The organism is Candidatus Zixiibacteriota bacterium, assembly GCA_036480375.1.
GTDB lineage: Bacteria > Zixibacteria > MSB-5A5 > GN15 > JAAZOE01 > JAZGGI01.
In genome coordinates this window covers 39,511-63,533 of sequence record JAZGGI010000027.1, presented here as the reverse complement: position 1 = coordinate 63,533, position 24,023 = coordinate 39,511, and the positions used below count along the sequence as shown (strand labels likewise).

The 24,023-nt window shown below is 45.2% G+C and carries 25 protein-coding genes; 19 read left to right on the top strand and 6 right to left on the bottom strand.

The window, feature by feature from the left end; all coding sequences use genetic code 11:
- Positions 1–147: 147 nt before the first annotated feature.
- From V3V99_08320 to V3V99_08310, 3 genes are read right to left on the bottom strand one after another with little or no spacing between them, the layout of a single operon-like run.
- Entirely contained in the window at positions 148–723 is a 576-nt protein-coding gene (locus V3V99_08320) for a GNAT family N-acetyltransferase (GenBank protein MEE9442660.1), read from the bottom strand.
- 12 nt (positions 724–735) lie between these two features.
- The gene (locus V3V99_08315; protein MEE9442659.1) at positions 736–1,389 is read right to left on the bottom strand and encodes an exosortase C-terminal domain/associated protein EpsI; all 654 of its coding nucleotides are present in this window, start codon (positions 1,387–1,389) and stop codon (positions 736–738) included.
- The gene (locus V3V99_08310; protein ID MEE9442658.1) at positions 1,386–2,234 is read right to left on the bottom strand and encodes an exosortase/archaeosortase family protein; all 849 of its coding nucleotides are present in this window, start codon (positions 2,232–2,234) and stop codon (positions 1,386–1,388) included. Before V3V99_08310 ends, V3V99_08315 begins: the two co-directional genes overlap by 4 nt.
- Positions 2,235–2,449: 215 nt before the next feature.
- On the opposite strand from V3V99_08310, the gene V3V99_08305 reads away from it, so the two are divergent.
- From V3V99_08305 to V3V99_08290, 4 genes are read left to right on the top strand one after another with little or no spacing between them, the layout of a single operon-like run.
- Complete coding sequence (locus V3V99_08305; GenBank protein MEE9442657.1) at positions 2,450–3,415, top strand: diacylglycerol kinase family protein; 966 nt, start codon at positions 2,450–2,452, stop codon at positions 3,413–3,415.
- On the top strand, positions 3,396–4,061 hold the full coding sequence (locus V3V99_08300) for a DUF5683 domain-containing protein (GenBank protein ID MEE9442656.1): 666 nt from the start codon (positions 3,396–3,398) through the stop codon (positions 4,059–4,061). The genes V3V99_08305 and V3V99_08300 overlap by 20 nt, the downstream gene beginning before the upstream one ends.
- 15 nt (positions 4,062–4,076) lie before the next feature.
- Entirely contained in the window at positions 4,077–4,622 is a 546-nt protein-coding gene (locus tag V3V99_08295) for a S8 family serine peptidase (GenBank protein ID MEE9442655.1), read from the top strand.
- A 33-nt stretch (positions 4,623–4,655) separates the two neighbouring features.
- Positions 4,656–4,811, top strand: coding sequence for a hypothetical protein (locus V3V99_08290; protein ID MEE9442654.1), 156 nt, complete (start codon positions 4,656–4,658; stop codon positions 4,809–4,811).
- Between the two features lie 183 nt (positions 4,812–4,994).
- Here V3V99_08290 and V3V99_08285 read toward each other — a convergent pair whose 3' ends face one another.
- Both V3V99_08285 and V3V99_08280 read right to left on the bottom strand, forming a co-directional pair.
- Positions 4,995–6,239 (bottom strand): YCF48-related protein, encoded by a 1,245-nt coding sequence (locus V3V99_08285; GenBank protein ID MEE9442653.1) that lies wholly within the window; start codon positions 6,237–6,239, stop codon positions 4,995–4,997.
- Between the two features lie 403 nt (positions 6,240–6,642).
- Positions 6,643–7,665 carry a phospholipase D-like domain-containing protein gene (locus V3V99_08280; GenBank protein MEE9442652.1) on the bottom strand — a complete coding sequence of 341 codons (1,023 nt, stop codon included), beginning with the start codon at positions 7,663–7,665 and terminating at the stop codon, positions 6,643–6,645.
- A gap of 226 nt (positions 7,666–7,891) precedes the next feature.
- On the opposite strand from V3V99_08280, the gene V3V99_08275 reads away from it, so the two are divergent.
- The 11 genes from V3V99_08275 to V3V99_08225 all read left to right on the top strand — a co-directional run bounded on the left by V3V99_08275 (position 7,892) and on the right by V3V99_08225 (position 19,868).
- Complete coding sequence (locus V3V99_08275) at positions 7,892–10,009, top strand: ankyrin repeat domain-containing protein (GenBank protein ID MEE9442651.1); 2,118 nt, start codon at positions 7,892–7,894, stop codon at positions 10,007–10,009.
- Between the two features lie 55 nt (positions 10,010–10,064).
- Positions 10,065–11,009, top strand: coding sequence for a DMT family transporter (locus tag V3V99_08270; GenBank protein MEE9442650.1), 945 nt, complete (start codon positions 10,065–10,067; stop codon positions 11,007–11,009).
- Between the two features lie 561 nt (positions 11,010–11,570).
- Positions 11,571–12,446 carry a hypothetical protein gene (locus V3V99_08265; protein MEE9442649.1) on the top strand — a complete coding sequence of 292 codons (876 nt, stop codon included), beginning with the start codon at positions 11,571–11,573 and terminating at the stop codon, positions 12,444–12,446.
- A 50-nt stretch (positions 12,447–12,496) separates the two neighbouring features.
- Positions 12,497–13,294: a 3-deoxy-8-phosphooctulonate synthase gene (kdsA, locus tag V3V99_08260; protein MEE9442648.1), complete on the top strand. Its 798-nt coding sequence runs from the start codon at positions 12,497–12,499 to the stop codon at positions 13,292–13,294.
- Complete coding sequence (locus V3V99_08255; protein MEE9442647.1) at positions 13,295–13,846, top strand: HAD hydrolase family protein; 552 nt, start codon at positions 13,295–13,297, stop codon at positions 13,844–13,846.
- The gene (locus tag V3V99_08250) at positions 13,843–14,802 is read left to right on the top strand and encodes a KpsF/GutQ family sugar-phosphate isomerase (protein MEE9442646.1); all 960 of its coding nucleotides are present in this window, start codon (positions 13,843–13,845) and stop codon (positions 14,800–14,802) included. Before V3V99_08255 ends, V3V99_08250 begins: the two co-directional genes overlap by 4 nt.
- A 17-nt stretch (positions 14,803–14,819) precedes the next feature.
- On the top strand, positions 14,820–15,749 hold the full coding sequence (locus V3V99_08245) for a lysophospholipid acyltransferase family protein (protein ID MEE9442645.1): 930 nt from the start codon (positions 14,820–14,822) through the stop codon (positions 15,747–15,749).
- Between the two features lie 16 nt (positions 15,750–15,765).
- Entirely contained in the window at positions 15,766–16,500 is a 735-nt protein-coding gene (locus V3V99_08240) for a prephenate dehydrogenase/arogenate dehydrogenase family protein (protein ID MEE9442644.1), read from the top strand.
- A 311-nt stretch (positions 16,501–16,811) separates the two neighbouring features.
- Positions 16,812–17,819 (top strand): hypothetical protein, encoded by a 1,008-nt coding sequence (locus V3V99_08235; protein ID MEE9442643.1) that lies wholly within the window; start codon positions 16,812–16,814, stop codon positions 17,817–17,819.
- A 6-nt stretch (positions 17,820–17,825) separates the two neighbouring features.
- Positions 17,826–18,968, top strand: coding sequence for a hypothetical protein (locus V3V99_08230; protein ID MEE9442642.1), 1,143 nt, complete (start codon positions 17,826–17,828; stop codon positions 18,966–18,968).
- Between the two features lie 144 nt (positions 18,969–19,112).
- Complete coding sequence (locus V3V99_08225) at positions 19,113–19,868, top strand: hypothetical protein (protein MEE9442641.1); 756 nt, start codon at positions 19,113–19,115, stop codon at positions 19,866–19,868.
- Positions 19,869–19,924: 56 nt separating this feature from the next.
- Here the strand turns inward: V3V99_08225 and V3V99_08220 are convergent, their stop codons facing one another.
- The gene (locus tag V3V99_08220; GenBank protein MEE9442640.1) at positions 19,925–20,311 is read right to left on the bottom strand and encodes a hypothetical protein; all 387 of its coding nucleotides are present in this window, start codon (positions 20,309–20,311) and stop codon (positions 19,925–19,927) included.
- A 331-nt stretch (positions 20,312–20,642) separates the two neighbouring features.
- Here V3V99_08220 and V3V99_08215 point away from each other — a divergent pair, with 331 nt between their 5' ends.
- The 4 genes from V3V99_08215 to V3V99_08200 all read left to right on the top strand — a co-directional run bounded on the left by V3V99_08215 (position 20,643) and on the right by V3V99_08200 (position 24,014).
- On the top strand, positions 20,643–21,140 hold the full coding sequence (locus tag V3V99_08215) for a chemotaxis protein CheW (GenBank protein MEE9442639.1): 498 nt from the start codon (positions 20,643–20,645) through the stop codon (positions 21,138–21,140).
- 137 nt (positions 21,141–21,277) lie between these two features.
- A complete protein-coding gene (locus tag V3V99_08210) occupies positions 21,278–22,270 on the top strand; it encodes an SDR family NAD(P)-dependent oxidoreductase (GenBank protein ID MEE9442638.1) in 993 nt (330 codons plus the stop codon).
- On the top strand, positions 22,270–23,004 hold the full coding sequence (locus V3V99_08205) for a nucleotidyltransferase family protein (GenBank protein MEE9442637.1): 735 nt from the start codon (positions 22,270–22,272) through the stop codon (positions 23,002–23,004). Before V3V99_08210 ends, V3V99_08205 begins: the two co-directional genes overlap by 1 nt.
- Before the next feature lie 41 nt (positions 23,005–23,045).
- A complete protein-coding gene (locus V3V99_08200) occupies positions 23,046–24,014 on the top strand; it encodes an SDR family oxidoreductase (protein MEE9442636.1) in 969 nt (322 codons plus the stop codon).
- Positions 24,015–24,023: the final 9 nt, after the last annotated feature.

The window sequence follows — 24,023 nt, the reverse complement described above, 5'->3', positions numbered from 1 at the left end:
GTTGCGGCAGGTCTTGATTTTGTGAAAACAAAATTGTGACCTGACGTGTATCAAGAACTTACGATTCGAAATGTTTCCCCATTCTTTAGGCTGAAGATCATTTCAAGACTTTTTCAACAGGCCCCTTGCTGCGGGAAAATGAAATTTTTATATCATTTTCCGCACCAGTGGGCGGGAGTGGGATGTGCGCTGGACAATCTTAAACCCGATATCTTCAAACATCTTCAACGGGCCGGTATATGAAAACGCCGCCGGTAGTTGTCTGCCGTCTTTGGTAAGCGGCGTCGGATAGGCTTCGATAATTTTAACCTTGCGTTTCTTAATAAATTTAGCCGCCGCCGCCAGCATCTCCCTTGCCAATCCGAGGCGGCGATAATTCTTATTGATAAAAAAGCAATTGATACACCAGACGCCCTCAATATCGTCGCGCCGATACGGCTTCATCATATTGATACGAGTATAAACTTCGCGCGGACCGTACGAGCACCATCCGACCGGGATATCTCCATCATACGCCAGAAGCCCTGTCATGCCACCGGATAAAATCAACTTTTTGGAAGCGGCTTTATTTTTGCGTCCTTTCTTGTTTTCCCATTCTTTAAAACGGTTCGACATGCGCCAGTGTTGGCACCAGCATCCTGCGCAGGCGCCCTTTTGCCCAAATAGCTTTTCAAAATCGCACCACATCTCAGGACAAATTTCTTTGAATGAAAAATTTGACATAATAAATAAAGGCTACTTATCGAAGGGCAGAGCTTCCTGCATGGAGGGATAGAAATCCCGAATAAATTTTACGGCCCGTTCGGTGGCTTTATCAAAATCGGCATGGAGCGAGAGAGGCATCGTCAGGCGGCAAAATGCGGCGTCGGTCGGCTGGAGAGATATGGCGTTTCGCATCAGGTCAAGCTTTAATCCGTATTCATCAGAAATTACTCCGCCGCGAGTCTCGAACCAGTATATCATCAGCTCTTTTCGCATATTGTTAGCGATGGTAAGACGGTTGACCTGAAGTGTCGTTCCGTCATTGAGTTTAATCGGATAAAGTTCAATCGTCTCGATTTTGAATCCCCCGCCAGGGAGGCAATGCCTGGGCGAATGAATTTGCGCGCCGTATTTCTGACTGGAAAAATAGGCCACAAAAAGCCAGTAACTATTGAAGGCATCATCAAAATAATTGCGCAGCGTCGAGGTATCAGCCTTCAACACTTCATAAGCAAACTCATCAAATCTATGCTCGCTGCCCGTATAACCGAAATCATTGAAGGGAATCAAACTAAAATCGGGCTGGCTATCGGGCATCTGTTCATGTCCGCGTAGATAGGTCCCGAAACCGCCGAAGATTATCAGGATAACCAGTGATATAATCGCCTTTTTCGCCGTTCCGTTCATGCTGTGGCCTTCCTCGGCTTTATTACCGCGCCCCAGATAAAGAGCATGATAAAGGCCACCACAAAAACCATCATTCCCGATAATTCATGCAAAAAGTCCTCGGCCAGTTCGTGCGATACGGTATAGGCGCCGACCGCCGTGAATAAAAGGCGAAAGATATTGGCCGCGATGGCGATGGGAACGGTTGACAAAAATAAAAGTATCTGCCGTCCGAAAGTTATCTGAGTGAAGCGAGCGTACAGAGCCCCCAACGCCAGAAGCGAGATCAATGACCGCAGACCGCTGCAGGCTTCGGCGACCTCAAGGGAATACCCCGGCAGATGGATGACGTTGCCCTGCTGAATCGCCGACATCCCGACGAAACTTAAAATCTTGGTGGTGATTGTTGTTGCGTAAAGCTGCATCGGAAACGTCAGCGAATAGTAAATCACGTAAGGCAAAGGCACCATGAAAAATAAGAACAATAACTCAAACCACGTTTTGCGAATCATCTGATATCCAAAGAGGTACCAGACCAGCCCAAAGAGTGTTATGACCAAAGATGCCCGCAAAGTGAAATATTCCGCGGCGGCCGTCGCCAGAACAAAAACCACCATGCCGGAAATCAATATCAATAAGCCCAGATTATTTCCCGTTGATTCGGGAACTTCCGCCAAAGCCTTTCTCTTTTTCCAGAGCAAGTATCCCGAAATTATGGGAATTAGGAATCCGTGCGAGTAGTTATCATCCGCCCACCATACTTCGATTAATCCGATCAGCACCGGTATATACAGCAACGCGAGAACCGTGAATGAAATCCAGATAAATATCCTGCCGGATATATTTTGCGACGGCGTAGAAGTCATATATAATACAGATACGCTAATTCTATAATTAAGAGCAAGGAAATTCGTTTATCAAAATTTTCCAACGGGCTTTTTATTTTATATCGGCTTGAAGATGTTTTCCTTGTATAAAAAGCGTATTATAATAACCGTTCCCAACCTGTTAAATTGTACAATATTGGGAAGACATTAAACAGTTGTTTTTTTGGGGTTGTTAGACGTTATTATTGAAGACTATGGATAAGAAAAAGAAGAAATACACTCCGCGCCGCCCGGGACGCTATAAATCTCCCGCCCGTCGCAAAAAGGCATACAGCCTTATTGTGAATACGGCCGATTTTGGATTTGATCCCGACCAACCGGTCAAGTTGGCCCAGAGGCTCCAGAGACGATTGCGCCGTTCGGGATGGGAATGCCATACCGATACGGTCGAGCATTGGAAGGAATTCGAAAAGGCGATTGCGCAGGCAATTCGTAATAAACCGTTTGCCATAATTGTCTTTGGCGGAGACGGGTCGGTTCGCTTCGCCGCCGCCCGGATTTCCCGCGCCAAGGGGCTTTTGGGAATCGTCCCGACCGGCTTGCATAATAACATATTTTTGTCCCTCTTCGGACATACTGATGCCGAGGAGGCTCTTAATATCATTCGCGCCGGCTATCAAACCCGCATCGACGCCGGGCTGGCCAACGGCGCCTTCTTTTTGGGCTCTCTAACGGCCGGACTCGTACCCCACATGATTAACCGGCAGGGAACCAAAAAACTGCCGCGCCTGGCCATGACGTGGGCCCAGATGGCCGGCAAAGCCGCCGATGCAACCGTCCCCCGGACGATGACGCTGAAAATGGATAATCATACTGTCGAAGCGCAACCTATCATTCTTAATATACATCTTCTTTCACATGTGTTAACTCTGCCGTTCGCTCCAGCCGCGGCCCCCGATGACGGACGGGTCGTCATGGTATATGATGAGAATTGCGCCCGCGATAAAATTACCGGTTTTATTCGCGCTTTGAAAAAAGACAAGTATCAGTACCTCGACAAAATCAAAATGATTCGCGGCCATCGTTTGAGTATCAGTCCGGCCGAAGGACACACCTGGATGATGGACAGTGAGGAAGTCGAGTTTTCCGGAAAAGAAATTGTAATCGAGGCGCTTCATCGCGTTTTACGGGTGTTTACCAATGCTCCCCGTAAGAAATAAATATTTCACTCGATTCATGGTATTGCTTGTCCCGGCTATTATGATCATGGTTGCGCATGCCCGCGCCGGTGTGACCGATGTTAATCCGGCTGATTCATTAAATCCGACTGATTCCACTATCGCAGTCCCCGAACCAGCGAATGATACTGTTTGGTTAATACCGGAATTGTATCAATTTCAGGAAGACTCGCTCATCATCCAGGCCTACCTGACCGAGAACACTCGCCCGTTACCAAAACGATCGCCGTCGATGACCATGCTAAAATCGGTCGCCTTTCCCGGATGGGGACAATATGCCAATAAAAAATATTTCAGATCCGGAGTCATCTTCCTGATCGAATCGTACTTCATTTACAAGATGGTTGATTTTGGCATCAAGGCGGGCGATGCCCGCCAGGATTGGCGCAGTCTGCCCGACAGCCTCGCCTCACAAAAAGCGGAAGCGTTCCGCGTCTATGCCGATTACCGCGACAGCCGCAACAGCAACATCTGGTACGCCGGCATCACGATATTCTTTTCGATGATCGACGCTTACGTTGATGCCCACCTGCAGGACTTCCCCGCGCCGGTCAGAAAATCAAAGGACATATCATTAGAATTATCCCCTGGAGAAGAATCCACGCTGGCCATCGTGTATCGATTTTGACAATCAGAATACTAAATAAAATGCAATACCTGGCAAGCCTCATGCTCCGATTGGGTTGCATATCCGGCGAATCACCCCAATTGCTTTTCCGTTGGCGCAATCGATCTGTATGACAATCTTTGGTATTATAGCCAGCATGGAGATTTGCTGGATGTTGTTGCTCCGAGCGGTGATATTGATTTACTTGGGGATATCTGGACGCTGGACCACATCGATGATTGGGGATATAACGATATGTTCACATCTGCCGAATGGAACTGTCCAATGTATATGAATAACGACAGGGATTATAATTGCCATTATGGCGGGACTTCCGGTGCGGCTCCGATTGCGACCGGGATTGAGTCTTTGCTTCTGGCCCGCAATCCTGACCTGACGGTTGAAGAAATCTATGATATCCTGAGAAATTCCGCCGTTACCGAATTGGAATCGGGGACGATAACGCCGCCGGATTATTATTATGGTTATGGTCGAGTTGATGCTTACCGGGCAATGCTGGCCATCACCCGCGGCGACGCTAACAACGACGGCGCTGTTAATGTCGGTGATATCGTATATTAAAATAATCTTATTTTTAGCCAGGTACCCGACCCCATGCCGCATATGCTGACCGGCGACGGCAACTGCGACGGATATGTCAATGTCGGCGACGCCTATTATATTATCAATTGCGTATTCCAAGGCGGACCGCCGCCGCCTCTGCCCTACTTCGAATACGGCAATTATTATAATCTGGATAAAAAGTTCTAAACCAAAGCCCCGATTAAAGCGGGGATCAGTATACGAATTTCGCAACTTTTTAAGATATGAATGGCTCACTACAACTGCAAATGAATTTGTTGGTGAACAAATTAAATTGTGAGGTTTTATAATTGTGGCGGGATTTCGTCAATCCTAAATATACTCTTTTATCCCCGAGAACTACAGTAACTGCTAATTCCCTCCACCATCGGTTGTCCGTAATATAGTGCCGCCAGTCCCAACCACGGTACCGTTGGTGGCATCGGTGAAACTTACGCCAAGCAACATGTTTGTCGTGCCGCTTGTCTGTTCCGTCCAGGCAGCTCCGCCGTCGATTGTTCGTAATATAGTGCCAGAATACCCAACCGCAATTCCGCTATTTGCATCGGTGAAACTTACTCCATACAAAGAATTATTTGTCGTGCCGCTTGTCTGGCTCGTCCAGGTAGCGCCCCCGTCGGTTGTCCGTAATATAGTGCCGCCAGCCCCAACCACAGTACCGTTGTTGGCATCGGTGAAACTTACTCCATATAGGTAATTAGTCGTGCCGCTTGTCTGGCTTATCCAGTTTGTGCCGCCGTCGGTTGTCCGTAATATTGTGCCAGACACCCCAACCGCAGTGCAGTTGTTGGCATCGGTGAAGCTTACTCCATATAGATAATTAGTCGTGCCGCTTGACTGGCTCGTCCAGGTAGCGCCCCCGTCGGTTGTCCGCAATATAGTGCCGCCAATCCCAACCACAGTACCGTTGGTGGCATCGGTGAAACTTACGCCAAGCAACCAATTTGTTGAACCGCTTGTCTGGCTCGTCCAGTTTGTGCCGCCGTCGGTTGTCCGTAATATCGTGCCATCATACCCAACCACAGTACCGTTGGTGGCATCGGTGAAACTTACGCCAAGCAACCAGTTTGTTGTACCGCTTGTCTGGCTCGTCCAGGTAGCGACGCCGTCGATTGTCCGCAATATAGTGCCGCCAGTCCCAACCGCAGTACCATTGTTGGCATCGGTGAAACTTACGCCATGCAACCAGTTTGTTGTACCGCTTGTCTGGCTCGTCCAGTTTGTGCCGCCATCGGTTGTCCGTAATATAATGCCATCCCATCCAACTGCAAAGCCGTTGTTGGTATCGGTGAAACTTACGCCATGCAAAGATTTTGTCGTGCCGCTTGTCTGTTCCGTCCAGGTAGCGCCGCCGTCAATTGTTCGTAATATAGTGCCAGAATACCCAACCGCAGTGCCGTTGTTGGCATCGGTGAAACTGATGTCATTAAGATTATTCCCTTGTGGAAGGGGATTTTGCCAAAACCACCCCGTTTGCCCTTCTCCGGGATTGACCGGACCAGTCGGGCCGGAATCTGAACAGCCGAATTGTAATGATAGAAATAATAATGAAAGAATGAACAACAACGATTGATGAAGTTTTGAACGCTCAAGCATTTTCTTATCCCCGAGAGAATTGTTGATATAAGCCAATATAAATAAATATAACACCAAAACTGCCAAACGTCAATAAGATGCAAGTGCTTAATCGAATAGTAATTCCCGATCGGGCGTGCACTTGTGATTAGATTACTTTTCGTTTCATTAGCCGAATTGGCGTCTTTGATTAATCCGGACAATGCTGAACAACAAAACATAGATCATTTTGTGATTTTTACAACAATTTTCAATACAAAAAAACGCCTATCTTAATGCAAGATAAGCGCTTATAAAAACTGGCGGGGATCTTTATACGAATATCGCAACTTTCTACAATTTGAGAAGACCAATGTTGTTATTCAAAATGAGGCTTTTTTTTATTCTAAGGGCCGGGCAACATGAAATTCAGACAGATGGTTATTCAATTTAATAATTTCGCGATGGCGTTCAATATTTGCATTTCCCAGCGGCGCATGCGGCCGGATAGGTTATTTACCTTTCCCTCATAGGGGAGGCTATTGGAATTATCAACTTCAATGACTTTTTCTTTAAATTCCTGAATAACATCTACATCGGTTATAACCGCGATAATTTCCTGCTCAAAATAATAACTGAAACAATCAAAGTTGCATGAACCAACGATTAAATATTCATCATCAATCAGCATCGCCTTCATGTGCGTCATGCGGTTTTGATACATCCGCAAATCAAATCCCGACCGGGCCGATTCCCACTCGATATACTTGCGCAGCATTTTCTTATTGTTTTGAGCGGGAGAAACAATCGTTACGTCAACACCCCGACGGGAGGCATCGGCCAGCTTATCGGAAAACGGAAAACATAAATAGGGGCTCTGAACATAAATTGAATTATGAGCATTATCAATCATTTCCATAATCGGCTCAAATGATGTTTTATTGCCAACGCCGTCAAAGCTGAAAATTTCCATATTGTCAAATTGCGCCCGTCCACCATAATGCATACTGCCCCAGGACATTAAAAAATCATTTTTCAAAAAATCAACAATGTCTCTATTCTCAACTCTCAGCATCAAATCATGCCACGCGAAATTATGCTCACTGAAATTCATCCCCCCGATGTATGCGATCTCTTCATCGATAATTATTATTTTCTTGTGGTTGCGTGCGGGGATATGTATCATCAGCGGCCCGAACGGATTTACAAACCTGACTCCGGTACCTCGTTCTCGCAATTCATTTATCATCCTTGCCGTTTCTTTTTTTTCCTTTCGTAACTCGGCATCAAATATATTTTTTGGTGAATATAGAAATTTATCGCTGAGAATATATCGGGTATAATAATCGACGATGACTCGTTTATCGGCCGCCTGGGAACTGTTGAGCGCCTTGGCTAATTGCCACCCGACAGAATCACCCTCAAAAGAGAGAGTCTGAACATAAACCGCGTTCCGGGCTGATGCGATTTCTTCGCGAAATCTGCCCCAGAAGTTTTCTGAATCTATGAGTAGTTCCAGCTTGACCCCGCATATAAGTTGCTCTTTGGCAGCAAACTAATAAATTCGATTGTGGCAGGCAACCATTCAGACCAAAAAATTATCTAAACAAATTAAGGACAGGTACGTCTATAAGAATATCAATTTCAGGGCTACCAAGTATTGTAGGATTAAGAATAAATTTCAAAAAGGAGGTATGATGCAAAAAGTACAGGTACTTATTGTCATTATATTTGTAATCACCGCGACTCCGACACTCGGAAATGACCTCACAACCGCTATTGATTCCGGCTATGTCGATCAAGTTACAGAAATATTAAGACAAGCCCCGGAAAGATTAAATCAGAAAAACGAATCCGGATTGACCCCACTTAATCAGGCGTCTTATGAGGGGCATATCGAAATCGTAAAACTTCTACTCGATCTGGGGGCCGATGTCGCCATCGGTGACAACGAAAATAGCCAGCCGATTCACAATGCGGCCGTGGCCGGTCATACGGATGTAATAGAACTTCTGTCTTCTCGGGGCGCGGATATAAACGCTCAGGACGATAATGGCAATACTCCATTATTATTCGCGTTGATGTTTCGCCATCAGGAAACAGCCCAATATTTAATAGGGGCTGGGGCTGATATCAATATATCAAATAATGACAATGTTAGCCCCTTACACTATTCTGCCCTTCGAGAACAGCTTGAGTTATTAAAAATTATCATATCTCGGGGCGCGAATTTGAATCAAAAGTCACGGAGCGGTAGAACTGCTTTGAGTTTTGCGGCCGGTTCCAATTACCTGGAAATTGTTGAGTACCTCTTGAAATTGGGAGCCGATACCGAAATACCCGAGGATTACGGCCGCACTCCATTATTGTGGGTAGCTCGCGAAACGGGTAACGCCGATATGGCTGCGCTACTCATAAGGTACGGAGCCAATGTAAATGCTCGCGACAGGGGCGATGATACACCCCTGGTGTTGGCGGCATGGCGGGGATTCAGCGGAATTGTTAATTTGCTTTTAGATAATGGCGCCATAGTTGAAACATCCGGTAATAACAGCCAAGAATTGCTCAATTATTCTATCGAGAAAGGTCTGGACAGATTATTCACACAATTAGCCAAAAGTGATGTTGATTTACATATCAAAAGTAGAATAGGAGGGTCCTTGTTGCATTCTGCCGCTCAGGGCGGATCGGTCAATATTATAAATACATTCCTTGAGCAGGGATTTGATATTACAGATTCCGATATTTATGGCTGGACTCCTCTGCATTATGCCGCCTGGAAAGGCCGTACTCAGGGCGCCCAACTATTAATTGAAAATGGCGCCGATATGAATGCCCGTACCTTAAGCGGTCTTTCACCGTATAACCTGGCAGATAGCAAAAACCGCGAAGGAGTAAAGAGTCTATTGATTTTAAGAGGAGCCGATCAAAATCCTCAGAAATTTCCGAAATTAACCGATCCGTATTTTGGTCAAACCCCACCGGGAATTAAACCAGAATTATTCGCGCCAGATATTGTTTCTACTAATCGTCACGGGCATAGCGCCGTGGCCTTTTCCCCCGACGGAACGAAAGCCTACTGGAGTTCTTATTTTTTTCCGGTTGATTCAGGTTATGCCGAAGGCGCAATTGTATATTCCAGAATAGAGAACGGCCAGTGGACGATTCCCGAATTTCCGGAGTTTACACAAGGACTCGAAACCAACGACGATGTCCCTGTCTTTTCTCAAGACGGATCCAGGTTATACTTTTTATCTCGTCGGCCTCTGACGCCGGATGGACAGCGCACCAAGAAAAATGTCTGGATTGTTGATAAGAATGAATCCGGATGGGGCGAACCGTACCTTGCTCCGGGAGAATTGAACAATCTTAACATTCACTGGCAATTTACTTTTTCGAATTCAGGGACTATTTATATCCAGGGCGAGCGGGACGATAGTCACGGCCTGACTGATATATACAAATCAGAATTTGTCAACGGTGAATTTCAAACTCCCACAAATGTTGGTTCCATAATAAATACCCCTTCCACCGAAACATGCCCCTATATCGCTTCCGATGAAAGCTTTTTATTGTTTGCCTCCGGCGGGCACGATAACGACGATGATAACAATCAGATCTATATATACATTAGTTTCAAGACCGATGAAGATCAATGGAGCCAACCGATTTCCACCGGTCTGGAAGGCCTATGTCCTCTAATCTCTCCTGATGAAAAATATCTCTTCTATAATGGTCGAGTGAATGGCATCGGGGGTATATACTGGGTTGAGGCGTCAATATTAGAGGAATTGAAACCAGATGATCTGTGATGTGATTTTAATATAGCAATCTCAAAAACCGGAAAACTATTTTCCGGTTTTTTTATTGGATGCCAAAAAGCTTGCCATTGTATTTCGCCGTCATTCGATATATCTTCGCGGGATGGCCGATTACCGAAAAATATCTTTGCCGATTTTTACCTCGCTGACCTTTGCGGGAAGTTTTATCGCCGGTAAATATGCCATTTACGAATTGCCGCCCCTGACAATCACATTGATTCGATACATAATTGCCTTTTTGTTTCTCTCTCTCTTCATTTTCAAATATAAAACCACATCTCTAAAAGTATCCGCACGAGACCATATCCTGATGGCCATTCTGGGGCTGACCGGCGTCATCGGGTATCATTTCTTTTTCTATATTGCCCTGCGTTATACGGCAATTGCCAACACCGCCATCATTAACGCCTTCGGTCCGGTAGTTATCGGCATCGCCGCCGCCGTATTTCTCAAAGAGAGACTGCGTTTATCCAATTACATCGGCATATTGATTTCGCTTGCGGGCGTGATGTTGCTTATAACAAAAGGACATCTTTCAATCCTGACCGGGATGGATTTCAATAGAGGCGATCTATTGATGTTTTGCGCTGTTCTAAGTTGGACAGTTTATGCTCTCATCACCAAAAAATTGATTCAAAGATACTCCGGATTCGCGATAACTTTTTATTCGGCGATGTGGGGTGTGATTATTCTTTTGCCTCTTTCTTTATTCGAAAACGCCTATCAACAGGTATTGACATTATCGGCGACAGCAATCTATTCGATTTTGTATATGGGTATTGTCGCCTCGGCTATTGGGTACCTTTTATATAATCTCAGCATCGAGCAAATCGGCCCTACCCGCACCTCGTCGTTTGTCTATAGTTTGGTTCCGATTTTTGTCTCGTTTCTGGCTTTGGTATTCTTCGACGAACCGATTACCCTTGTAACCATCTCCAGCACTGTTTTAATCATCCTCGGCCTGCGGTTCATGTTGAAGGAGAAAACATAGACGAACCGAAAAATGGGTTTGTTTCCTCAGATTAACGTTTTGGGTCATATCAAATCGGTGGTGATTACGACAGGCGAAGGCCTGTTTTCGGCTGTCGCGTAATTTATCTGAACTTTTGCCGAGAAGTTAATCATTTATTTTATTCTACCTTAGTGTTTTTATTGTCATACCCGCGCAGGCGGGTATCCAGATGGTTTGAACTTTCTCTGGATTCCCGACTCGTTTCGCCCTTCAAGGGGCTTCACTCTCGGGAATGACAGGCGAAGGCCTGTTCTCGGTTGTCGCGTAGATGATCGGAGTTTTTTGGCATAAATCCTCTTTTGATAAAATCTGTTAATTACTTTCATCTTTGAGGAGAATTTCAGATTTAATGGCAAACAGACAAGATAATTGCTGACGCTCCCAGCGGGAACCCACCCGAACCAGGCAAAGACCGGTTCGGGCGGGCAACCGGTCGATTGGGCCACCGGATGTATAAAAATGTGATTGACAAATGTCATCCGATCTATTTTACATTAATCTATGATTATTATTTCAATTGATACAAATGCTCTATCTTCAATGACTAAGAATGATAGTGAATATCAAATTATATTGGGTAAAATCAGAAAACTTCATGATGAAAAAATATTATGCTTACATTTTATACCTGTTGTCTTTTTTGAAACAATAAAAGGAATAAATTCCGTTAAAGCTTTTGAGAAAATGCAAATTAATGTCAGGCGAGCATCTGAATTATGCAATAAGCATATATTTCCTGATACGGCAATACATTTGAGAAATACAGCACACTTATCATCAATTAATGAAACACAGGAAAAAGGGAAAAATTGGCTACAAATATTTAGGAGACTAAGTATTTGCACAAATTATGCGAACTTCAAAAAACAATTTGAGGCTTTACAAAATGAAATAGCTTTCAAATTAAAGGAGAACCACCGCTTTTCAATAAATTACATCGAGAATCGACTTAAGAATATTGATCATTTGGCAAAGAAAGAACAACATTCAATTATCAAATCACGAATATTTATGAATTGTATGAGAAAAACCTTTTTACTTGAGGGGATTAAGCACTTTGGTTTAGAGTCTTTGAAAGATAATTATTCTATAGATCAAATTGAAACCAAATTGCGGGGTCTTACTTATTTTAAGTATTCCTGCGCCAATCTATTCAAGAAGTATCTGAGACCGGATAGGCGAAAAAGGCCAAGAGAAAGTGATTATTGCGATATCGTGCAAACGGTTTATCTAGATCTATGTGATTATATCGTCACTTCGGACAAGAGCTTTGCCGACACGGTCAACAATTCTGGGTGCGAATATTTAGAAGATAGAGTTATTCTATATGAGGATTTTAAGAATGAATTAGATAATTTTAGTCTGCAAAAGAAAGCACTATCTTCAAGCAATATCGAAATTCCACCATTTGAATAAGGGGCTTTCCCGCTTGCCCATCGGAGACAATACTTATATATTTCCCATCTATGGATGAAATGATTAATAAAATTGGAATCGGGGAAATTTTTTTTCTCATTGCCGGGAATTGTGTCGTCGAAGACGAAAAGACGACATTCGAGACGGCCGAATATCTCAAAAATCTATGCGAAAAGCTCAAGCTTCCGTTAATATATAAATCATCATACCGCAAAGCCAACCGCACATCGGGTAAGTCGTTTGCCTCAATCGGTGACGACGAAGCGATAGCCATTCTCGAAAAAGTCCGGACGAAGTTCGACCTCCCTGTTTTGACCGATATTCATGAAACGAACGAGATTGAACTGGCCAAAAACATCGATGTCCTTCAGATTCCGGCCTTTTTGTGCCGTCAGACTGAACTTATCCGGGCGGCGGCCGCGACCGGCAAATGGGTCAATATAAAAAAGGGGCAGTTTCTCTCGCCGGAAAATATGAAAGAAGCCGCCGAAAAGGGAGTTGGGGAAAACGGTAAAAAAATCATGCTGACCGAACGTGGAACGACTTTCGGTTACAACAACCTCGTCGTCGATTTTCGGTCGATTGAAATTATGAGAAGTTTCGGGTATCCGGTCGTTTATGACGCCACTCACTCGGTGCAGCGTCCCGGCGGGATGGGAACTTATTCGGGAGGCGACAAGCAGTTTATTGTCACCCTTGCCCGGGCCGCCGCCGCAGTTGGAATCGATGGTCTGTTTGTCGAAACTCACCCCGAACCGTCGCGGGCCAAATCGGACGCGGCCACGCAATTGCCCCTCGACCAGATGCCCCGATTATTGAAACAGATTCTGGAGATTATTGGAAAATAGATGCCGACCAAAAAGAAATACCTGGCCAAACGGCAATTGATGGAGCGTTTCAAGAAGGTCAAGGCCCTCATTCTCGACGTTGACGGCGTTTTGACCGACGATCATATTTATATGGGTCCCGACGGCTTTGAACTCAAGAAATTCCATATCGGCGATGGGCTGTCGATGGTTCTGGCGATGCGCTCGGGACTCGAGATAATGATTATGTCCAACCGCCCCTCTCCGGCTACGACTTCGCGCATGAAAGATTTAAAAATCAAACACGTCATTCAGGCTCATGGTGACAAAGCTCGCATCGTCGGAGAATATTTGAAAAAGAAAAAGCTTGGTTTTGATCTCAAACAAACAGTATTTATCGGTAACGATATTATGGACGTGACCCTGGCCCAGGCCGCCGGAATTGGAATTGCGGTAGCGTCGGCTCATGACAACCTTATTGCCGTCGCCGACTACATTACCAAAAACAACGGCGGGCAGGGAGCCGTGAGGGAAATTATCGAACTGTATTTCAAGGCGATCGGTAAAAAACCGGTTGATTATTTTACGAAATGATTCTCAAAACCGCCAAAGATGTTATTACCAAGGAATCTCAAGCCATCGCCGGCCTAGTTGAGCGGTTGGATGAAAATTTCGAACGGGCAGTCAAAGCCATTCTCGAAACATCCGGACGGGTGATCGTGACCGGCATGGGCAAATCGGGAATAATCGGTAAGAAAATCGCGGCGACGTTTTCATCGACCGGTACTCCGGCTATATTTCTCCATCCGGCCGAGGCCATCCACGGCGACTTGGGGATCGTTACCAAACAGGATATCGTTATCGCCATATCCAAATCGGGCGGTACGGAAGAGTTGCATCATATTATCCCGGCCTTCAAAAGGCTGGGTATTAAAATTATCGTCCTGACCGGCGAGACCGATTCGCCTCTGGCTCAGAGGGCCGATATTGTTATCGATTGCTCGGTACCCAACGAAGCCTGTTCCAACAATCTTGTTCCGACCTCATCGGCCACCGCGGCGGGAGTCATGGGGGATGCCTTGGCGGTCGTACTTCTCGAACAGCGAGGATTCACTCAGGATGATTTTGCGCAGCTTCATCCCGGGGGATCGCTGGGACGGAGGCTTCTGCTCCGGGTTTCCGATTTGATGCATACCGGCGACAAAATCCCAATGGTCAAAAAATCGGCAACCGTGCAGGAAACGCTCATTGCGATGTCGCAGGGGATGCTCGGCACAGCCGTGATTGTCGATGACGACGGTAAGCTGGCGGGTATCTTCACCGACGGCGATCTGCGTCGCATATCGGAAAAAGGCAATGGCTTTATGGAAATGGCGATTTCACAAATGATGTCCGAAAATCCCAAAACGATTTCGGCTGACGCCCTTCTCGATACGGTCCTGGCGATGTGCGAAAAATACAAAATCACGGCCCTGGTTGCGGTCGATGACGATAACCGGCCGGTTGGAATAATACATCTGCATGATATCCTGCAATCGAAACTGGTGTGAGGTTTCGGTGATTTCCCGTGGCGAATAAACTCAAAAACAATATTGTTTTTTTCAGCGCCCGTATTCTTTTTTGGCTGATAAATTTTCTCCCGCGATTTATAACTCTTTTCCTCGGCGAACTGCTGGGGATGATCGCGTATTGTCTCATCAAAAAAGAACGGCATAAAACACTTCTCAATCTGGATCGAGCATACGGGAATAGCTTAAGCTATCACCGAAAAAAAGAAATCGCCCGGTTATGTTTTCAGACGTTCGGGCGGGCCGCTCTTGAAGATATGCGCATGCGCCGGTATTATCAAACCCAGATGCGGCCCAATATCGAAATCGTCGGGGAAGAGAATCTCAAGAAAGCATATCAGAAAGGAAAAGGCATCGTCGCATTTACCGGGCATATCGGCAATTTCGAGCTTCTTGCCGCCTGGGTGGCGCAGTCAGGTTATAAAGCGGCTGTCATCGGGAGGGAATTATACGATAAACGTCTCGATGAGATGTTGATCGCCAACCGCACGGCCATGGATATCGTAAATATCCGCACTGACGACTCGCCTCGCGATATTTTAAGGTTTCTCAAAGACAATTACGCCATCGGCTTTCTTATTGACACCGATTCGTTTCGCGTCGGCGGGGAGCTGACTCCGTTTTTTGGACGTCTGGCCAAAACTCCCATCGGCCCGACTCAACTGGGCCTTGTATCGGGAGCCGCCTTTTTGCCGATATTCTGTTTGTCGTTCCCGAGAGGCAAATACAAAATCGTCATCGGCGAAGAATTAACAATCGAATCGCGCGAACGGACCCGGGAAAATATTTATAAAATTACCGGCCGCATGACAAAAGAGATCGAGAAAATTATCCGCCGCCACCCTGACCAATGGATCTGGATGCACAACCGCTGGCACACCCGCCCAGAAGTGAATGATCTTGAGTTTTTGAGGTCGCTGAAAGGCTAGCAATAAAGGATTGAACATGAAGAGTAAGTTAATCATTATTGGATTCGGAAAGATGGGGAAGCATTACGCGAAGTTGTTTAGTAATGCTTTTGAAGTTGGTGTTATATCTACATGTAATATTAGAGAAGAAGTTGAACAAACCGGCGCCAGGCTAATCGACAATTTTGAAACTGCCATTAGTTCCGCTGACTATCTATTGCTTTCTGTGCCGATTAACGCCCTTGGCAATGTAATTACAAAAATCAATAAATACGTTCGACCGGATACTATCGCAATTGATGTTTGTTCGGCGCGGGTCGCGGCTGAAAAAGAACTTTCCCGCCTCAAGTGTAAACATTTTGGTCTTCATGGAGATATTGTAATAGGTACTCCCGATGAGAAAATTATTGATTTTTTATCACGTGGCAATAATGAATTTATCTATATGTCTCCTGAAGAGCATGACAAGCACAATTCAATTTACGGTCTCGTGCATTTTATTGGGCTGGCTTTAGATGATTTCTTAACTGAAGAAAATAAATCAGCGTTGGCTAAATCTCCGGCTGGTATGTTTATCCTTAACCTTGTCGCGCATATCAAAGATAATTCCCCCGCAACTTATTGGGAAACGCAAATGCTTAATATGATCACCGGAGAAAAAAGAAAAGAATTTATAAAGGCACTTCAGAATTATGATAAGTTACTCGGAGAAGGAAAATCGCCATTTGAATTCTTCGTCAATGACTGCGTAACTACAAATGATAATGAATAATGGTTATTGAGTTTCTGGAGCCGCTGAAAAATCCGCTGTATGGCAGGTCGGATTCCGATTATGCGTCATTCGTAGGGCTGGAGCCCGACGGGTTCCAGCCAAAAGGTATTTTTGTTTTGGAAAAATTAGCGGACAAACCTAAAATTCATTCTCCAAATTATATTGAATATTGCCCGTCCCAATGAGTATATCTTATAGCATAAAGAAGGCTTGAAAAACCTGATTACTATATGCTATATTAATCTCAGCGGGGCTCATGCGCGTTTATGATTTTTATTGACAGCTAAACCTTAAACAGGTAGTTACATATTATGGATTACGGAAAAATAATAGCGACCGGATTCAAGCAGGCCTGGAAATACAAATCTCTCTGGATCTTCGGTTTGTTTGTTTCCGGAGGCGGCAGCGGATATTTCAATTTGTCCGACAAATTTGAACGCGGTGATATCGGCAATTGGGGACGCTGGGACCGTTTCGGCGATTTTGATTTAAGGAATTTCGATTTTGATAATCCTCTCTTTATTCTGGCTCTCGCCGGAATTGTTCTTCTTCTCGTACTCGTTTTCTGGGTATTGGGAACGATATCAATCGGAGGATTAATCGGAGCCGCCCGTGATATCAAAAGTAATATGGAATACCGGTTTTCGAACGCCCTCTCAACCGGACTTAAAAAATTCTTCCCTCTCTTCGGCTTATCGCTTCTGGCTCTGATAATCGGAGGCGCTTTTGTATTTATACTTATAATGATTGGGGTCGGCACGTTTATAATTCATGTCGGATTGGGACTTTTATCTCTCGCTATATTAATCCCCCTGCTCATCGTCGGTATTTTTATAATCGGAGTCACGGCGGCCCTCACCGAACGGATGATTGTCATCGAAAACAAACAGGTCTTCGACTCAATCGGCGACAGCTTCGCCCTCTGGAAATCCCATCTGGGACCATCGATTCTCTACGCCCTCATCTATCTGGGAATATCCATCGCTATCGGCATAACCGCCATGATTATTGTAATTTTCATGGTTCTTCCATTTATTGCCGTCGGATTTGTCAACTGGCTTTTGGCAGTCCTGATAGGCGTCCCGACGGTGCTTATAATACTCCTCGTAATAAGCGGCTTTACCGGGTCGGCCACGCATCTTATGACTACCGAATGGTATTATCAACTCAAAGGATTATCCCAGGCGGTCGCGGCTATTCAGGTAAACGCGCCTGCTCCGCCACAGACTTCATCGACTCCGCCACCACCTTCCACGGACGATAATCCGCCTCCGCCACCCCCACCGCCGGAAACGACGCCACCACCTGAGAATGGATAATTAACCATGCGGGATAATTCCTTCGTTAAGATTATTTTATTAATATTGGCCGTCTGTCTTGCGCCGTCAACTCTATCGGTATTGGCGCAGACAACCGACCTCCCCGACGTGGAAATGGTCATCGATAATTTTGATTACATGATTTCTCTTTTCCCCGATGATTATGACAGCCGCAGGCACGCCGTTCGGGCTTGCTCAACGATTACTCCCGTAGCCGAATCATTAAAAGTATTCTGGGAGGAACAGGGCGATATTGTTCTATATTATCTTTCTTATTATGCCGGAATCAACTGGGTTGAGCCGGAGTTCAAAATATATCTCGTCAAATATTATCCCGATTACGCTAACCATAACCCAATGACGATACCGTTAGCTGGTAAAAAAGACGGCGATCGTATAATCGCTCTGCCCCGGGGCTTGTCTCATTACTTGACTCTGTTCCGGCAACTGGCTAAAAGACTGTTAGACCAGGCGTCTTTGCCGGGAAGCGGCAATTATTATATTGCCGGCCATCCGTTATTGCGTAAAACGCCTCGAAGATTTGACAATATGGCCAATCTTTTGGCCCTGAGAACTCTTTCCGATTTTACCAACGTCGATACTTTGATGGCTGTTTTCAAATCGGCTCATTGGAAAAAACGAGAACCGGGGCAGGAAGTGTTTTTCAATTATTTCTGGGATAACTGGCATCTTTCAGAGGATTCAACCTTAGCCAGTTATATAGCCAATGAACCTTACGGTTCCCGCCTTGTCGCCCTGACCCGTCCGCCCGTTACCCGGCCCCGGGAATCCGGATGGGGCGACCATCAGCTTCAGGCTCCTCCCGGCGGGCAATTGGGCTTTTCGGTTGCCCGGGACCGTTCCGGGTTTTTCAGAGTCGTCGAAATTGATAGCTTTAAGCTGGCGTTTGTATCCGGTCTGAGAACCGATGATTTAATCAGAAATATCGACGGAACCGCGCCCCGTAATATCAAAGCGCTATTCACCTTGATTTTAAACAAGCTTCCCGACGGAGCTCATGTCAATATCGTCAGAAACGATGAGCCGGAATCGGTAATCATCCACCTATGGTCTGATTTGCCCGATGACCTGGAACTGTACTATGAAAGGCAACAGTCGGAAATTTACGATTCCACCGATCAGGAATAACCAATAATTCTCAATTTCGATTAATCGTGCATAGAGTCCCTCCATCATAAATTTTCCCTCGATGAATTTGTTTTAATCCCTCCATGATTATAAAAAAAACCCGCTTTTGTCCGATAATCTTTATAGCTAACAGCAGGAGATAGAATGAATCAGGAAAAGGTTTCAATAGCGTTAGTCGAGCGGAAAAAATTCGACGATCAAAAAGCCCACACCGTCGCGCCCAATATCTGGTGGGTTGGCCATTTTGATAAGGCAACCAACCGCTCGCATAATCCTTATCTATTAATGGACGGTCGGGAGGGAGTGCTGATTAATCCCGGCTCGCGCGCGGAACAAAGTCACAGGATAATCAAAAGTAAAGTTACTTCGGTGATAAACCCCGAATTAATTCAGCATATCGTGTTGCTCCATAATGATCCGAGCCGGTGCGCCGCGACTCCTTTATTCGAGGGGATATGCGATTCCAACGTTCGAATCTACGCGCCTTCCCGAACGGTAGATTCCATTCGTCATTACGGATGCAGGCATCCCGTTATCGGCCTTGATGGCGGAGACAGCATCATCTTGAAATCGGGAAGAAACCTGACCTACTATGAAACGCCGAACCTGGAATGCGCCGGTTCAGGATTTCTGCATGACGCTGAAAGTGGCACAATATTTTCCGGCAACCTGTTTTATATCCCCGGTGACGAATGGAATCTTTATGCCGGTTCTGAAAGCCGGGAAGGAATAACACCCGCGCCCACTCAGGGAATCTGTTCAAAAAAAGCGTTTCATCAGGCTCTTAATAAAATTGAAAGATTATCCCCGGAACGGATCTGCCCTCATCAGGGACCTATTCTTGAAGAGGATATTGACAAGTATATCGCCTTCGCCCGAGAGATTGAATTCAATAATTGATATAAAGTGATTTTGCCAAAACCCCGCCTCGGGCGAGTTTTTTTCTGTTTTCCAAATTAAGACCCGCCGAACAAAGACAATCTAACCCCGACCTGATTGACCGGAGGTTTATAGAATGTTCCATATATTCGCTGATAGTTCAATGAGATTGATTTATAAACCGGCTTAACAATGGAAAGCTCAATATAATAGTCCCTGTCATTTGTAAAATCGAGTTCCCAGTTAAAATCACCGGTAAATTCAAATATGAAATTCGTCCCGAGATTAAATTCATTTATCGAAATAATCTGCAGCGTCGTCCCGCGATTTTTGCCGTTATCGTCAAAATTCCTGAAATAAGATATTTCATTCGTGTAAGGAATTATATTTTCCGATACCGCCAAAGATGTTAAAGCAAATGAGAAAATAAGCGCCCCGATTAGAATACATTTTGTAAATTTCATCTCCGAAAGCCATCCTTTCTTAAAAAAAAACCATACGAATAATTGAATTGCCAAGATAGCCCATAACTTTGAAAAATCAAGAGGTTGACTCTAATTAGATGGTTCAAGTCTCTGACTATCAGAGGTCTTTATAATACCCTGTCTTATGGGAAGTTATGCATCCTGCCCGGGGATTTTCCCCGGTTGAAAATCTTATAATGATGAATATACTGGATAAAAAAACCCATGTGCAAATATTGTACATTCGATTCATGGAAAGTAAAAATCTACCGATTAATTATATATCGAAGGGCCAAATAAGGACAATAAAATAGAGGGTTTGGAGAGGATTATGACAGAAACCAAGATTAACAATGTTGCGACCGAAGAACTGTTGCAACTCGTCAGTTTTAAAATTGGATCTGAAGAATATGGTATCGATATTCTCAAGGTCCAGGAAATCAACCGTATGCCTGATATAACCAAGGTTCCTCAGGCGCCGCACTATGTTGACGGGGTAATAAATCTCCGCGGCAAAGTGATTCCGATTATCAATACTCGCCGGAAATTCAATCTGGAGGAGAAGGAGGAGGATAAGGACACCCGTATCGTTGTCGTTGATATTAACGGTGAGGTTATTGGACTCGTCGTTGACTCGGTCAATGAAGTCTTGCGCATACCGGGTTCAATTGTCGAGCCGCCGCCGAATGTAACAATTGATTCCGGAGCCAACTATATCACCGGCGTGGCGCGTCTCGATGACCGCCTGCTCATCCTTCTCGATCTTGGCAAATTGGTCGGAGATACTACTGCTATGATGAATGAAATGCCGGAAGAAGCAATGGCATAAGCAGGAAAACATTCAAAATTGAAAAGCTCGATTTTAATCGGGCTTTTTTTATTGTCATTTTTGGATAAGACCCTTTTCTTAAAAACAATTAGGCATATTGGCTTTTGGCCGATAAAATAACAAACAGGGATGTTTGTATGCAAAATACCAGGGACAAAAAAATTCTGGTTACCGGCGCGGGCGGATTTATCGGGTCTCATGTCACTGAACTTCTTCTCAACGCGGGTGCCAAAGTAACCGCCTTTGTTCGCTATACATCAACCGGACAGGCCGGATTTCTCGACGAAATCAATATACCCGAGAAACGACGCCTTAATATTGTCCCGGGCGATATTCGCAGTTATGAAGACGTAAAGCGGGCGGTTGGCAAAAATGACATCATTATCCACCTCGCCGCCCAGATTGCCATACCTTATTCTTATATTTCTCCCGGTGATTTTCTCAATGTCAATACCGTCGGAACCATAAACATCCTCAACGCTGCCAGGGAAAAGAATATCAAAAGAATAGTTCAGCTTTCGACGTCAGAAGTTTATGGATCGGCCCAGTATCTGCCGATTGATGAAAATCATCCCCAGGTTGCTCAATCCCCTTATGCCGCCTCCAAAATCGCCTCCGATAAATTGGCCGAATCCTTTCATCGCTCATACAATCTCCCGGTCGTCATCGCCCGGCCGTTTAATACTTATGGCCCCCGGCAATCGGCCCGAGCCGTTATCCCGACTATCATCATTCAGGCTCTGCGCGGAAAAACCATATCCCTGGGAAATATACATACTCGCCGGGATCTTAATTTTGTCGGCGATACCGCGGCGGCTCTAATAAAAATAGCCCTCTCTTCCAAAAGCAACGGTGAACAATTCAATATTTGCTCTGGCAAGGATTATTCGATTGAAGAAATTGTCAAACAAGTTGGAAATTTACTGGGGAATAAACTGATTATTAAAACCGATAAACGCCGCGTCAGACCCAAAAAATCCGACATTGACCGGCTTCTTGGCGACAGAAAACGGGCAGTAGAAACTTTTGGGCTCGCGAAAATAATCGATATATCAAAAGGGCTCGAAAAAACCATTGAGTATTTCAATGCCCGTATCGACAAAACTAAAAAAGAGGATTATCAACTCTAATGAAAGCGGTCATTCTCGCAGGCGGCAAAGGCTCACGCCTGGAACCTTTCACCTACGTCTTTCCCAAACCATTGATGCCGATCGGCAGCTACCCGATTCTGGAAATTGTGCTTTCGCAATTATCCCAGGCCGGAATCGACGAGGCTATTTTGACCGTCGGTCACGAAGCATCCAAGCTTATCAAAATGGTTACCGCCGCGGGTGATTTCGATCTGCGCATCAGGTATTCGGAAGAAAAAAAACCTCTCGGTACAGCCGGACCGCTAAAACTTATCAAAAATCTCGGCAAAGATTTTCTGGTTTTGAACGGCGATATATTGACTGATATCGATTTCAAAAGATTTATCGACTATCACAAAAATAATAAGGCCATCGCGACCGTCGCGTCATACCAAAGAAAATTGCCGATTGATTTCGGGGTCATCGAAACCGCCGGCGATAAAATCACAGCTTACCGGGAAAAACCGAATGTCGAGTATCTTGTTTCTATGGGGATCTATGCCTTTAAGAGAGAAATACTCAAATATATCCCAACCAATCAAAAATTTGATTTCCCGCAACTGGTCAATAAACTGCTAAAATTGAAAATTAATCCCGCCGTTTACCATCATAAGGGCGAGTGGCTTGATATTGGGCGGCCGGATGATTATACCAAGGCAATCAAGCTATTCTTCAAAAATAGCAAACGTTTCACCGGAAAAAACGTTAAAACCTTTAATCGCCGTAACCGATAAACTAAACAAACGATAACAGGACGCTTATTACAGGGTAGGATATGAACTATTTAATCACCGGCGGAGCCGGATTCATCGGCAGCAATCTCGCTTTTGAACTTGTCAAACGAGGCGATTCCGTCCGCGTACTGGACAATTTTTCGTCAGGCAACCTCGACAACATTGAACCGTTGCTCGATAAAATCAAAGTTATCGAAGGTGATATTCGGGATTTCTGGACGGTCGAAGAGGCGATGAATGATATCGATTACGTTTTGCACCACGCCGCCCTGCCCTCGGTCGCCCGTTCCGTTCAAAATCCTTTGACCGCCAACGCCGTCAATATTGGCGGGACTTTAAATATCCTGGAATCGGCCCGGCAGGCCAATGTCAAAAGAGTTATCTTTGCCTGTTCATCGGCTATCTACGGCGATTCGGAAGAGCTTCCCAAAATTGAAACGATGAAACCCGATCCCTTGTCTCCGTATGCCGTCAATAAATTAACCGGCGAGGAATATTGCAAAATTTATTATCAGCTCTATGGACTGGAGACGGTTTCGCTGCGTTATTTCAACGTTTTCGGACCGCGTCAGGATCCGGCCAGCCAATATTCGGCGGCTATTCCTATTTTCATCAAAGCGATTTTACACGGCAAACCGCCGGTGATATTCGGCGATGGTGAACAGTCCCGTGATTTTGTTTATATCGAGAATGTCGTCAACGCCAACCTGAAAGCCTGTACCGCCCCCAATGCTCCGGGCCAATGTTTCAATATCGCCAGCGGCCAACGTATTACACTAAATAACCTTTTGAAATTAATCTCCGGTGTTTTAAATATCGATATCAATCCCAAATACGTCGATCCCCGCCCCGGAGATATTCTTCACAGCGGAGCCGATATCCAGGCGGCCATAAGCGGGTTGGGATACTCCGTCGATTTTGATTTAAGGATCGGTTTGAAGGAAACCATTAAATGGTTCTCCGATATCTTTTCGGAAACTACCCCGGTCGGCGGCATAAGCATTGACTAATTGTTAGCT

Coding starts and splice junctions, on each gene's coding strand:
- V3V99_08240 (MEE9442644.1), top strand. CDS start 15,766: ATGAAGAGTAAGTTAATCATTATTGGATTCGGAAAGATGGGGAAGCAT.
- V3V99_08290 (MEE9442654.1), top strand. CDS start 4,656: ATGCCGCATATGCTGACCGGCGACGGCAACTGCGACGGATATGTCAAT.
- V3V99_08305 (MEE9442657.1), top strand. CDS start 2,450: ATGGATAAGAAAAAGAAGAAATACACTCCGCGCCGCCCGGGACGCTAT.
- kdsA (MEE9442648.1), top strand. CDS start 12,497: ATGGATGAAATGATTAATAAAATTGGAATCGGGGAAATTTTTTTTCTC.
- V3V99_08315 (MEE9442659.1), bottom strand. CDS start 1,389: ATGAACGGAACGGCGAAAAAGGCGATTATATCACTGGTTATCCTGATA.
- V3V99_08220 (MEE9442640.1), bottom strand. CDS start 20,311: ATGAAATTTACAAAATGTATTCTAATCGGGGCGCTTATTTTCTCATTT.
- V3V99_08275 (MEE9442651.1), top strand. CDS start 7,892: ATGATGCAAAAAGTACAGGTACTTATTGTCATTATATTTGTAATCACC.
- V3V99_08285 (MEE9442653.1), bottom strand. CDS start 6,239: ATGCTTGAGCGTTCAAAACTTCATCAATCGTTGTTGTTCATTCTTTCA.
- V3V99_08310 (MEE9442658.1), bottom strand. CDS start 2,234: ATGACTTCTACGCCGTCGCAAAATATATCCGGCAGGATATTTATCTGG.
- V3V99_08210 (MEE9442638.1), top strand. CDS start 21,278: ATGCAAAATACCAGGGACAAAAAAATTCTGGTTACCGGCGCGGGCGGA.
- V3V99_08265 (MEE9442649.1), top strand. CDS start 11,571: ATGACTAAGAATGATAGTGAATATCAAATTATATTGGGTAAAATCAGA.
- V3V99_08300 (MEE9442656.1), top strand. CDS start 3,396: ATGCTCCCCGTAAGAAATAAATATTTCACTCGATTCATGGTATTGCTT.
- V3V99_08205 (MEE9442637.1), top strand. CDS start 22,270: ATGAAAGCGGTCATTCTCGCAGGCGGCAAAGGCTCACGCCTGGAACCT.
- V3V99_08215 (MEE9442639.1), top strand. CDS start 20,643: ATGACAGAAACCAAGATTAACAATGTTGCGACCGAAGAACTGTTGCAA.
- V3V99_08255 (MEE9442647.1), top strand. CDS start 13,295: ATGCCGACCAAAAAGAAATACCTGGCCAAACGGCAATTGATGGAGCGT.
- V3V99_08200 (MEE9442636.1), top strand. CDS start 23,046: ATGAACTATTTAATCACCGGCGGAGCCGGATTCATCGGCAGCAATCTC.
- V3V99_08250 (MEE9442646.1), top strand. CDS start 13,843: ATGATTCTCAAAACCGCCAAAGATGTTATTACCAAGGAATCTCAAGCC.
- V3V99_08235 (MEE9442643.1), top strand. CDS start 16,812: ATGGATTACGGAAAAATAATAGCGACCGGATTCAAGCAGGCCTGGAAA.
- V3V99_08230 (MEE9442642.1), top strand. CDS start 17,826: ATGCGGGATAATTCCTTCGTTAAGATTATTTTATTAATATTGGCCGTC.
- V3V99_08225 (MEE9442641.1), top strand. CDS start 19,113: ATGAATCAGGAAAAGGTTTCAATAGCGTTAGTCGAGCGGAAAAAATTC.
- V3V99_08320 (MEE9442660.1), bottom strand. CDS start 723: ATGTCAAATTTTTCATTCAAAGAAATTTGTCCTGAGATGTGGTGCGAT.